This window comes from Raoultibacter phocaeensis (genome assembly GCF_901411515.1).
Taxonomy (GTDB): Bacteria; Actinomycetota; Coriobacteriia; order Coriobacteriales; family Eggerthellaceae; genus Raoultibacter; species Raoultibacter phocaeensis.
Genome location: NZ_CABDUX010000002.1, coordinates 1,780,096 through 1,791,086, shown reverse-complemented (window position 1 = coordinate 1,791,086; position 10,991 = coordinate 1,780,096). Strand labels below are relative to the sequence as shown.

Sequence of the window (10,991 nt, the reverse complement as noted above, 5' to 3'; positions counted from 1 at the left end):
TATGACACGGTACGTGATGGTCATCGACAAGCGTCGCTGCATCGGCTGCCAGTCGTGCACGGTTGCCTGTCGTACATGGAACGACCTTCCGTTGGATATCGTATACAACCCGGTTGTCACCGAGGGAACCCAGGGAACCTGGCCCAACGTCCACCGCGACTGGACGCCGCTTCTGTGCATGCACTGCGCGAACCCCGAGTGCGTTCCCTGCTGCCCCACGGGTGCGAGCCAGCAAGACGAGGACGGCACCGTCTGGATCGATTCGAAGAAATGCATGGCGTGTAAGGTGTGCGTGAACGCGTGCCCCTACGGCATGCGCGACGCCTCGCATCTTGAGCCGCGTCTGCACCGATTCGTGCGCAAGTGCACGTTCTGCCGCGATCGCCGCCAGATGGATCCGAGCGCGAAACCCTACTGCGTGGACACCTGCCATCAGAAGGCCCGTATCTTCGGCGATCTCGACGATCCCGAGAGCGAGGTTTCCAAGCTCATCGGTTCGGTGAAGACCGAGCGTCTGTTCACCGAACTGGGAACCGACCCGCAGATATACTATATTCCCGAGTTGGGAGGTAAGGCGTAATGAAACATCATTATTGGGAGATGCCCATCGTCATCTATCTGTTCTTGGGTGGCCTTGGCGGCGGCATCATGTTCCTTTCCGCCATCTTCGACTTCTTCATCACCCCGGGTGCGGGCGTCCTGTTCGCGTGGCCGATGTTCCTGGCGCTCGCAGCCCTTGCCGTCGGATGCTTCTTTCTGGTGTTCGAGCTGGGGCAGCCGCTTGTGTTCTGGCGCGTATGGACCACGGCGACCGCCATTATCAAGTGGGGTGCAACGCTGCTCGTAATCGCCATGGTGTTCGGCGCGCTTTGGTGGGCGTCGTATCTGCCTTGGGAATGGATCAGCGGGCTTGCCGGCGTTTTGGCTGGCGGGCGCGGCGTGTTCCTCGCTCTTGCGGGCCTCGCGGGCTTCGGCATCATGGTGTACACGGGCGTCATGCTCTCCACGCTGAAGGCGCATGCGTTTTGGGCGACCCCAGCGCTTCCGGTGCTGTTCACTATATCGGCCATCTCCACGGCGTGCGCAGCCATCGCGCTCAGCCTCGGTGGCTGGCCGGTCGAGTTCAGCCTTGAAGCCGTTGTCGTCACCGAGATCATCCACGAGATCGTGCACGTTATCGACATCGTGCTCGTGTGCGCCGAGATCGTGGTGCTGCTCATCATGGTGCTCTCGTTCTTGGGTGCTGGCAACCAGACGGCAAAAGCCGTCGCCACGCGCTGGGTCAAGGGCAAGACCGCTCCCTTGTTCTGGATCGGCATGATTGGCTTCGGCTTGGTCATCCCGCTCATCCTCTACATCGGCGGCGGCCATTCTGCGGCATCAACGATCGTGGCGCCGGTGCTCGTGCTGCTCGGCGGCTTGCTTCTTCGCTATCTGTGCGTGTACTCCGACGAGCGCGCCGAGATCCCCGGCGAGAACCGCTACTACAACCGCATCGCCAAGGGCGACGAAACGTTCGTATCGAAGTGGCGGGGCAAGGAGAATCTGTACTAATATGTTCTCGTAAGATCCTTACGGCCGTCGCAGCTTCTAGGTGCGACGGCCGATTGAGAACGGCATAGAGCAACGACGAAGGCGCCGGATGGTTTCGGTGCCTTCTGGCGAATAGGAGTCAGGCGTGGGTCGGGTTGTGTATGAAGATGCGTTGACGAATAGCGCAATCGCGCTCGATGGGTATGCCTACGAACTGCTCGGGCGGGCAGACCGTAAGCATGGCCATGGCGCGCGCTCCGTTTTCTTCCCGGGTTGTTCGGTGATCAACTTCGCGCAACCGCTTATGAGCAAGGTGTACGAAATGCTGACCGATCTGGGCGAAGTGGACGGCATCTCGCTTCTGTGCTGCGGCAAGCTGCTTTCGTTCGAACCCGATGCCGATGTGCTCTGCCCGGCTTTCCGCTCGGAATTTTCGCGCTCGGTTGCCGAGGCGGGGGTGCGCCGCATCGTTACGGCATGCCCGAACTGTACGGCTGAAGTGCGCCGTATGCTCAGCTTCGATCCGGCTGTGTCCGATGTCGAGGTGATCGTGCTGCCCGAGGTGCTCGCGGCACACGGAATCGCGCTTGAGCCCGAGCGCGTGCGTACGTTCTTCGAGCGCAACGGCATCGCGTACGCGGGCGATGCGCCGACGCTCGCCGTACACGATTCCTGCCCCGACCGCACGATCGGCGAATTTGCCCGCGGCGTGCGCAGCCTCATCGCAGGCGACTTGCTTGTCGAGATGGAGCACAACCGCGCATCGTCTTTGTGCTGCGGCTCGCTCGCAAAGGCGGCGGGCAAGCCGGATGCGGCAACGCGTCAGGCGAAGCGGCGGGGCGAAGAGGGCAAGTCGGCGGGAGCCGACGGCCTCGTAACCGTGTGCATGAGCTGCTCGTCGCAGCTTTCGAGCTTTCAGGATACCCTGCCGGTGATGCACTATCTCGAACTTCTGTGCGACGAGCGCATCGACTGGGACGGGTTACCGCCGTACCTTCAGATGAGGTTCTTGTTCGAGGCGCGGTCGGGCAGGCGGGACTACGACGGACTTTCGGGCGGTGCGTGCTGCGGCGCGTCTGCTGTGCCGGATGCCGATTGCGCGCAGACATCTCCGGGCGCGAACAGTGCGCCGACCGACGAGGGGAGCGCCGATGAGCGTGCGTGAGCTGAAACCCACGAACTGCCACTTTTGCGGATATTTGTGCGCGTTTACCGCAACGGTTGAAGACGGGCGCGTGGTCGACCTTGAGCCCGATACGTCACGCTATCCTTACGACGAGAAGATCGTCCGCGGTTGCCGGCGCTGGCGCATGAACCTTGAGGTGCTCGACGATCCCGACCGTATCAACTACCCGCTGCGCCGCATCGGCGAGCGCGGTTCGAACCAGTGGGAGCGCATAAGCTGGGACGAAGCGCTCGACGACATCGCGGCGCGCCTGCGTGCTCTTGCAGAAAAGCACGGTCCTGCGACGCTTGCCAGCGCCATCGGAGGTCCCCATGCGTCGTTCTGGCCGCTCCATCGGTTCATGAGCCTGTTCGGATCTCCCAACAACATGGGCATCGGTCAGATATGCTGGAACCCGCGCATTTGGATGGATGCGCTCACGTTCGGATGGACCGTGGAGGCGGATATCGACCCCACGCGCACCGAGGCGGTGTTTATCTGGGGGACGAATCCGGCGCAATCCGACAACTCCGCGTTCTGGCGCTCGCTTATCGCCCTTTCGAAAAGCGAGGTGCCGCTTGTGGTGATCGACCCGAGGCGCACGCAGGTTGCCGCCCGCGCCGATCTGTGGCTGCCCGTGAAACCCGGTACCGACTGCACGCTCGCGCTCGGACTGATCCACGTCATCGTCGAAGAGAACCTCATCGACCGTACCTTTGTCGAGCGCTGGTGTCACGGCTTTGACGAACTGGTCGAACACGTGCGGGCCTACACCCCCGAAGCGGTTGCTGCGGTATGCGGGCTCGAGGCTGCCGATATCGTGCGCGCAGCGCGGATATTCGGCCGTGCACGCGCGGCGGCGCTCGTGTCGGGCCGCGGCGTCGATCAGATCGGCCCTGACGTAGCCCCGACGCATCGCGCCATCTGCTGTCTGCGCGCCATCACAGGCAACGTCGACAAGCCCGGCGCCTGCGTACTCGCCGAGATGAGCGATTTCACGCCCGAGGTCGATCTCGAACTCTCCGCCCGCATGACCGACGCGCAGAAGGCGTCGTGCCTCAATACGCCCTATACCCCGTTGCAGTGCTACGAGGGATACGAGAAAGTGCGCGCGTTGACCGAGCGGCTCGGGCGCAGGCTTCCGGTTCGCTATCTGACATCCGCCCATCCCGATCTCGTGCTCAAAGCCATGCTCGAATCCGATCCGTATCCGGTGCGGGCGCTCATCGTTGAAGCTACGAACCCGCTTGTGACCTACGCCGACACCAACCGCGTGTTCGAGGCGCTCACCTCGCTCGACCTGCTTGTGGTGCTCGAATACTACTTGACCCCCACGGCGAGCATCGCCGATTACGTGCTGCCCGCCGCAGGCGCCATCGAGCGTCCGACGTTTCAGGCTCACGGCGGTGTGGCGAACATCGCCTACGGCGGACCTGCCGCGGTCGCACCTTACTACGAGCGCAAGGTCGATTACGACGTGTTCCGCGAACTGGGCCTTCGCCTCGGGCAAGGTGAGGATTGGCCCGACGAGACGCTCGAGGGGGCCTACGCCCGCACGCTTGCCGATGCCGCTATGAGTTGGGATGAGTACTGCCAGACGGGTCTGTACTGGCGCCCGCCCGCTTTCGAAAAGCACGAGGCGGCAGGTGCGGACGGCGAGCCTGTGGGATTCGCGACGACCACAGGTAAAATCGAGCTTGCCTGCGAGATCTTAGGCGAGCACGGTGGCGATCGGTTGCCGACACCTTCGTCGCGCGCGGCGATCGGCGATGCGGCGAGCGGTGCGGCGCAGACTGTAGCTGTACCGGGCGGTGCGATTCCGGACGAGGTCGCGGCGAGCGGCAAAGCGCTTTCGGACGTTGGAGTACGCGGCCAGGCGGGCGAGTGCCTCATGCTCATAACCGGAGCGCGCAAGCAGCCCTACAACGCCTCGATGTTCCTTTCCAACCCGGATTTCCGTGCGAGCTATCCTCATCCCTTGGCTGAGGTGAGCCCGCAAACGGCCGAGCGGCTCGGGCTTTCCGACGGCGATCCGGTCGTGCTTTCGAACGGCAAGGGCGCGGCGAGCTTTATACTGAAAACCGCGCCCATGCGCGACGACATCGTGAGCGCCGATTACGGATGGTGGTTTCCCGAGCGCGTGCCGGGAGCTCCCGGGTTCGGCGGGATGTTCGAGTCGAACATCAATCTGCTGACCGACTGCTCGGTTGCAGACGGCGAAGCGATGATCGGAACCTGGGCGTACAACGCGATTCAGTGCACGATTCAAAAGGCGGATGATCGGGCGACGTAGGCGAAGGCCAAAGGCGCGGTCGGCTGCCGGGTACGGCGGCGGAAAGCCGATTGCCTCGGTAAAAGCCGTACGAGGCACATCGGCGAAAGCGCCGAACAGAACAACGAAAAAGGCCGAGAGCGCAGCGCTGCTCGGTACGACACGATAGACGAGGAGATATCGAATGGCGGAAAAGAAACACGCCCTGCTCTTGTTCAGCAAGCCCCCGGTTCCCGGGATGGTGAAGACGCGTCTTGTGGCGAGCGGTCCGTTCTCCGACGAACAGGCTGCCGAGTTCTTCAAGCGGAGCCTGTTCGACGTATCGGAGCTGTGCATGCAGGTGCTGCTTGAGCTTCAGGCGGAAAACGATGCGCTTGTGGAAAGCGACCCCAAAGCGACCAAGATCACCTACGACTTCTTCGTATCGACTACGCCGGCCGAAAACGTCGAGGTCATGAAGGCAACCTACGACGAAATAGGCCCGTGGCCCATGGAGATCCACTACATCACCGACAAGGGTGCCACGTTCGACGACCATTTCGACGATGCGTTCGCCCAGATTTTCGCGCTCGGTTACGAGAGCATCGTTTCGGTCGGCGGCGATATTCCCACCATGCCGCGCTCGCATGTATCGCAAGCGTTCGGCTGGCTCGATTACTATCAGGCGCTCGGTACTCCCGGTTTCGTACAGGCGCCGTGTCAGGAATGCGGAACCTCGCTCGTCGGCTTCAGCTACAACACGCCGATCGACCATCAAGGCGTGTACTACAACACGGGCGGCCGTCCCGCTCTTGACGGGTACGTAGAGAAGCTGCAGGACAAGAACATCCCCTCGGCGTTCTTGTCGCCGGTGTCCGATGTCGACGAGATGACGGATCTGGCCCATACGGTATCGTGCATCCGCGCGATTGCCGAAGCGGCCAAGGCGCAGCCTGGCATCTACGTGCCGCAGCGTGTGCTCGACTGGGTCGACTTCATCGGCTTGCGCATCACTACGCCTCCCAACGACAATCACGATCCCCGTCAGTACATCGACGAATAGGAATCCCATGAGCACATCTGTTGCGAAAACCCCGCTCCACAAGACGATCGCGCTTTGCCCGACGTGCCTGAAAGAGCTTCCCGCCGAAGTGTACGCCGACGGTGAAGGCGTGGTGTGGATGGAGCGCACCTGCTCAGAGCACGGGCCGCTCGCCACGCGCATGTGGCCCGACGCCGACCATTACCTTTGGTTGAGGAACCATGCGTTTCCTAAGACCAAGCCAGAAAACACGATACCGGCCGGGGCCGCGTGCCCTTACGGGTGCGGCACCTGCTCGCGCCATGAGCGCCGAGGTACCCTGCTTGAGATCGAGGTCACCCGCAACTGCAACCTGCACTGCCCGGTATGCTTTATGAGCGCCGAGACCGGCGAGGGCGATCCAACGCTTGCGGAGATCGACGCCATGTACGAGGTGATCGCGAACGCCGTGGGAACAGACGGCGCCGTGCAGATCACGGGCGGCGAGCCGACGTGTCGCAAAGACTTGCCCGAAATCATCCGCATGGGCAGGGACAAAGGCTTCTGGGGTATCGAGGTCAATACGAACGGCCTCGTGATCGCGGCGCGTGACGGGTATCTGGAAGAGCTCGTATTCGCGGGGCTCACGGGCGTGTACCTTTCGTTCGACGGCCTGACAGGCGATGTGTACGAAGCAACGTGCGGGCGCGATATCCTCGATATCAAGATGAAGGTGATCGAACGGTGTCGCGAGGTTGGCATCCAGGTGGTGCTGTCGGTGGCCGTGGTCGCGGGATCCAATGACAAGCAGCTCGGCGATCTGCTGCGTTTCTGCCTGGATAACGCCGATGTGGTGGCGGGTCTAGCGCTGCAGCCTGCGTTTACCTCGGGACGTTTCGATGCGACGCGGGCCATGCCCATGTCGGCGGGCGACGTGGCGTTCGGGCTCGCCGAGCAGTCGGACGGTCTGCTCGATCCCTACGACATCTGGCCGCTCGGCTGCTCGAACCCGCTGTGCGACACCGGCGTCTTTCTGCTAAAGAGCGATCAGGCCGAACACCCGAGCGGGTTCGTGCCGGCTACGAAGCTTCTGACCGATGAGGAATATCGAGCGGGATACAGTCCGGACAGCCCGCAAGGCTCGGTGTTTCTGGACATACTCGCGGCGCGCGGTCACGACGTATCGAGCGGGCTTTCGATCGTCATCATGAACTATATGGATGCCACGTCGATGGACGTGCAGCGGCTGCGCGAATGCTCTATGATGGTGACGGTGCCCGATGGGCGCGCCATCCCGTTCTGTTCGTATCATTTGACGGACGATTCGGGGAGAAGGGTGTATCCTCCTTGGGGGAAAGAAGAGCTGCGGTAAACCTGCGGCGGCGGGCACGCAGGCGGCGTCTGGTCGCTCAGACGATCCCTGGGTCGCGCGAATCAACCCTGTGGGCTGGTTGCGATCCTGCACTCGTTTTGTGGGCACCGTCCTGCGCGATCACCTGACTTCCTGGCTTTTTGAGTGATAGAAAGGGCTTTTTAATGGAAAACGGCAAAGCGGCAGAAGTCGCTTATACGGTGCATATCGATAGGGGGGCCTGCACGTCCTGCGGGCTCTGCGAGGCGTTCTGCCCGGTCAATGTATTCGTGATGGATGACTGCCCTCAAGCAGTTCGAGCCGAGGATTGCTGGGGATGCGAGACATGCGCGGGGCAGTGCCCGGAACATGCGATCCGCATCGAGGCGTCGGCTGCGGCGGCATCGGTGTTCGCCGATCGCGAGAAGGCGGCTCCGCTCGATCCCAAGACCAAGGCGCTCTACGCCGAGTGGTCGCGCGTTTTGACCGAGGTGCTGGGGCTTCGGTGGCATCCGGTGGCGATATCGCTCGTCAAGGCGGGCGATCCGGTTCCCGATGTGCCGATTCCCGAAGAGAGGCTGCGGTACTGCCAGTCGCTTATGGCAGCTCGGCGGGGGCGCTCGCTCATGATGCCGGCGAACCGCCACGCATGCCCTGACGGAACGTCGATCCTGGGTCTTACGGAGATGCCGGAGAAGCTTGCGTCGGGCGAGCTGTACATCCTGTTCCATAAGCTCGATTCGGTGGAGGCTGCCAAGCGGATGGTGCTTGAGCGCCCGTGCCTGGAGCCGCGTACCGTAGACGCGACGGTGGTCACGCCGCTTTCCGATGCGGCGTGCGAAGCCGAGGTCGTCGCCATCGTGGCTCAGCCTGAACAGATCATGTGGCTTTCGATGGCCACTTCGTACTACACGGGCCATCGCCATGACTTCCATGCAAGCGGATACAACGCCCAGTGCGTCGAGACCACGCTTTTGCCGATGACCTCGGGCGAGATCAACATCTCGTTCGGATGCTACGGGTGCCGCGCAAGCTCCGATGTGGGCGACGATTGCATGATGATGGGCATTCCCGTCTCGCTCATGCCGCAGGTCGTCAAAGGGCTTACCGAGCTCGGCAAGAAGGCCATCCCGCAGTCGCGCGACAAAATATACCTGCCCCCGTTTTAGGATTGCGTCATGAGCGAACTGTTCACCATCAGACATGCCGAGCCGGGCGATTGCGCAACGCTTACCGCTTATTCGTCGCTTGAGGGCATGGGGCCGATCGAGCCGGGCGATACCGTGCGCGTTGCCGTGAGCGATGACGGCGATATCGTCGGCTTCATCCGCCTTGTGTTCGATAGCGCAGGCGTGTGCCACATCAATCCCGTTGTCGTGTACTCGACGTGGCGCGGATTCGGTGTGGGACGTGCGCTTGTCGAAGGCGCCCTCGGAGAGTTCGGGGAGCTTCGGCTCGTATCGCGGGGAACGAGCCGTGCGTTTTACGAAGCGCTCGGATTCGAGGCGATCCCGTGGGATGACATCCATCCCCCCATCGTCGAGGAATGCGACGAGTGCGAACTCTTCGACGAATGCAGCCCGCTTCCGATGAGGAAGAAAGCGCCCTGTATCTGACGGCCAGACTCCGAATCGCCGCATCGGTTGGCAGATTGCGGTTTCGAAACGCGCCGTGCGCCTACCCGAAGAACGTCTGGTTGAGCCACGGGCCGTATTCGCCGGTCCACATAGAGCCGAGCTGGTCGAATATGAGCGGCCAGTCGATGGGTTCGCCAAACAGAAGCTCGAGGTAGTGGCGGTTGCCGATGCCGTATTCGGGCGAAACGCCCAAACACGCTTGGGCAACGGTGTAGGTACAGGTGGGGCATGCGGTAACGAGCGTTTCGGCGCCGGTCGCCCGGGCTTCTTCGATCACGCGCCACACGCGGCGGTTCGTGATGTCCTCGTCGTAGGAGGCCACGGCTCCGCCTGCTCCGCAGCAAAGCGTACCGCGTCCGTGATGCTCGAGCTCGACGCGCGTCGCATCGGGCAGATAGCGTTTCGCGAGCGCGCGGATAGCCTTACCGTGGCGGTTGTCTGCGCGGTCGTGGCAGGAATCGAAAAACGTGAGGCTGGTCTCGCCAAGCGGTGAAAACCCGCTCGGTTTACCTGCAGCTTCGCGCCGCCGCGCCTCAATGTAGAGCACTTCGGGCAGCGGGACGATCTCGATGCCGCTGCCTTCGAGGTATTCAGAAAACTCGTCGCCGCAGCCGGGGCACACCGTGATCATACGGGTGATGCCCGCCTCGTGCATCTGGTCGATGACGCGCTGGCGAAGCGCTGCCGCTCGGTCGAACAGCCCGGCGCTCATAAGGGGGCTTCCGCAGCACTCGTCGGAAAGCGCCCAGGAAATGCCGGCGTCAGTGAGCCATTGGCCCGCTGCGCGTACAAGATGAGGCGTGTAGCTGACGAGCGAGCAGCCGGGGAAGAACAGCGTGTCGACGGTGCCGGGTCCCGCTTCGGCCGCTTGCGGCAAGGAGGTGAACTCGGGATAGCCGATGCCGTAAACGGCACGGTACGCACTGAAGATATGCCACTCGTTATCGACCATGACAAGGCGCGAATCGTCGGGGGGCATGTAGTTCGCCCTCATGAACAGCTCGCGCCAATCGCGCATCCGGTCGGCTGCGAGCACATGGGTTTGGCAGGTGGCCGTGCAATAGCCGCAGAAGCAGCAGCGCCGAAGCGCAATGAACAGCTCGGGGCGCTCCTGCACGAGCTCGATGACCGCTGCCGGCTGGTCGTCGAAGGGCACGGCGGTGATTTCGCGGTAGCTTTCTTCGACAAGGCCTACATCGAGACCGGGTTGGTCCAGCACCTCGCACCTGATCGTGCAGCGCTTGCAGTGCGAACAGGTGAGACGCTTGTTCGCCCATTCGGCCAAAGCGGTGAGGATAGGCGAATCGAGCTCTGCTACGGAAGCGAGTTCCTCGTCGTTGAGTTTTTGCGGCTTCATCTTCGAAAACTCCCATCTCTCAGGGTTTCAGTGTAGCGCAGGTGCCCGCGTTCGGAGCAGAAAACGGGTAGGCGAGCAGAAGCATCGATGCATGGCTGCGCAGGGGTGCGGGCGATCGATTGCGGTAAGGGGATCTGCTTTGGCAGACCGTATCCGCCCAATCGGTTGGTCGTCCGGCAAGGGTGTGCCCGCAGCGTGCACGCGACACCCGAACGGCTGCTATACGGCAGCGCGAAAGCTATCCTGCGCACCTTGGCGTTTCTGGAAGATCGATCCCTAAGGCGCTTGCGGCATCGGCCCTGAGCTCTTCGAGCGTGAGTTCGTAGCAGGCGAGCGCATCGATCCAGCGCCGCAGGCATCCGCGGCCCTTGTCGGTCAGCGAGAACATGCGCTTTGCAGAGCCTTCTTCGGGCGTATCCCATTTCGAGGTGACGAGTTCGTTTTCCTCCATGCGCTTGAGGGCGCGGTATATGCCCGTCGCATCGGGCTTCTTCCCGCCGAACATGGGCGACTGCGCAGCGAGCTGCACGATGATGTAGCCATGCAAGGGCTCGTCGGATTGCGCGAGCAGCGTAAGGATGGTGGGCTGGGAAAGGCGGTTGAGCGATTTGCCGAGCTCCGCGCACTCTTTCAGATCATCGTCCGACTTTGGGTTGCAGCTATGCCACATAGGTTT

Annotated in this window: 10 protein-coding genes; 8 read left to right on the top strand and 2 right to left on the bottom strand. The window is 62.4% G+C overall.

Annotated features, from left to right (window positions below; all coding sequences use genetic code 11):
- Nucleotide 1: 1 nt before the first annotated feature.
- The 8 genes from FJE54_RS15520 (at nt 2) to FJE54_RS15485 (ending at nt 8,937) form a co-directional block, all read left to right on the top strand.
- Nucleotides 2-580, top strand: coding sequence for a 4Fe-4S dicluster domain-containing protein (locus FJE54_RS15520; RefSeq protein WP_139653684.1), 579 nt, complete (start codon nt 2-4; stop codon nt 578-580).
- Nucleotides 580-1,554, top strand: a complete 975-nt coding sequence (gene nrfD, locus FJE54_RS15515) for an NrfD/PsrC family molybdoenzyme membrane anchor subunit (protein ID WP_139653683.1) — start codon at nt 580-582, stop codon at nt 1,552-1,554. The genes FJE54_RS15520 and nrfD overlap by 1 nt, the downstream gene beginning before the upstream one ends.
- Nucleotides 1,555-1,678: 124 nt before the next feature.
- Nucleotides 1,679-2,698, top strand: a complete 1,020-nt coding sequence (locus tag FJE54_RS15510) for a heterodisulfide reductase-related iron-sulfur binding cluster (RefSeq protein WP_139653682.1) — start codon at nt 1,679-1,681, stop codon at nt 2,696-2,698.
- Nucleotides 2,685-4,991 carry a molybdopterin-containing oxidoreductase family protein gene (locus tag FJE54_RS15505; protein WP_180326778.1) on the top strand — a complete coding sequence of 769 codons (2,307 nt, stop codon included), beginning with the start codon at nt 2,685-2,687 and terminating at the stop codon, nt 4,989-4,991. Before FJE54_RS15510 ends, FJE54_RS15505 begins: the two co-directional genes overlap by 14 nt.
- Before the next feature lie 163 nt (nt 4,992-5,154).
- Nucleotides 5,155-6,012, top strand: coding sequence for a TIGR04282 family arsenosugar biosynthesis glycosyltransferase (locus FJE54_RS15500; protein WP_139653680.1), 858 nt, complete (start codon nt 5,155-5,157; stop codon nt 6,010-6,012).
- A gap of 7 nt (nt 6,013-6,019) precedes the next feature.
- The gene (locus tag FJE54_RS15495) at nt 6,020-7,342 is read left to right on the top strand and encodes a radical SAM protein (RefSeq protein ID WP_139653679.1); all 1,323 of its coding nucleotides are present in this window, start codon (nt 6,020-6,022) and stop codon (nt 7,340-7,342) included.
- A gap of 164 nt (nt 7,343-7,506) precedes the next feature.
- Nucleotides 7,507-8,490 (top strand): DUF169 domain-containing protein, encoded by a 984-nt coding sequence (locus tag FJE54_RS15490; protein WP_139653678.1) that lies wholly within the window; start codon nt 7,507-7,509, stop codon nt 8,488-8,490.
- A 9-nt stretch (nt 8,491-8,499) separates the two neighbouring features.
- A complete protein-coding gene (locus FJE54_RS15485) occupies nt 8,500-8,937 on the top strand; it encodes a GNAT family N-acetyltransferase (RefSeq protein ID WP_139653677.1) in 438 nt (145 codons plus the stop codon).
- 61 nt (nt 8,938-8,998) lie between these two features.
- Here the strand turns inward: FJE54_RS15485 and FJE54_RS15480 are convergent, their stop codons facing one another.
- Together FJE54_RS15480 and FJE54_RS15475 are read right to left on the bottom strand one after the other, a co-directional pair.
- The gene (locus FJE54_RS15480) at nt 8,999-10,315 is read right to left on the bottom strand and encodes a (Fe-S)-binding protein (RefSeq protein ID WP_139653676.1); all 1,317 of its coding nucleotides are present in this window, start codon (nt 10,313-10,315) and stop codon (nt 8,999-9,001) included.
- Between the two features lie 238 nt (nt 10,316-10,553).
- A complete protein-coding gene (locus tag FJE54_RS15475) occupies nt 10,554-10,985 on the bottom strand; it encodes a PadR family transcriptional regulator (RefSeq protein WP_139653675.1) in 432 nt (143 codons plus the stop codon).
- Nucleotides 10,986-10,991: the final 6 nt, after the last annotated feature.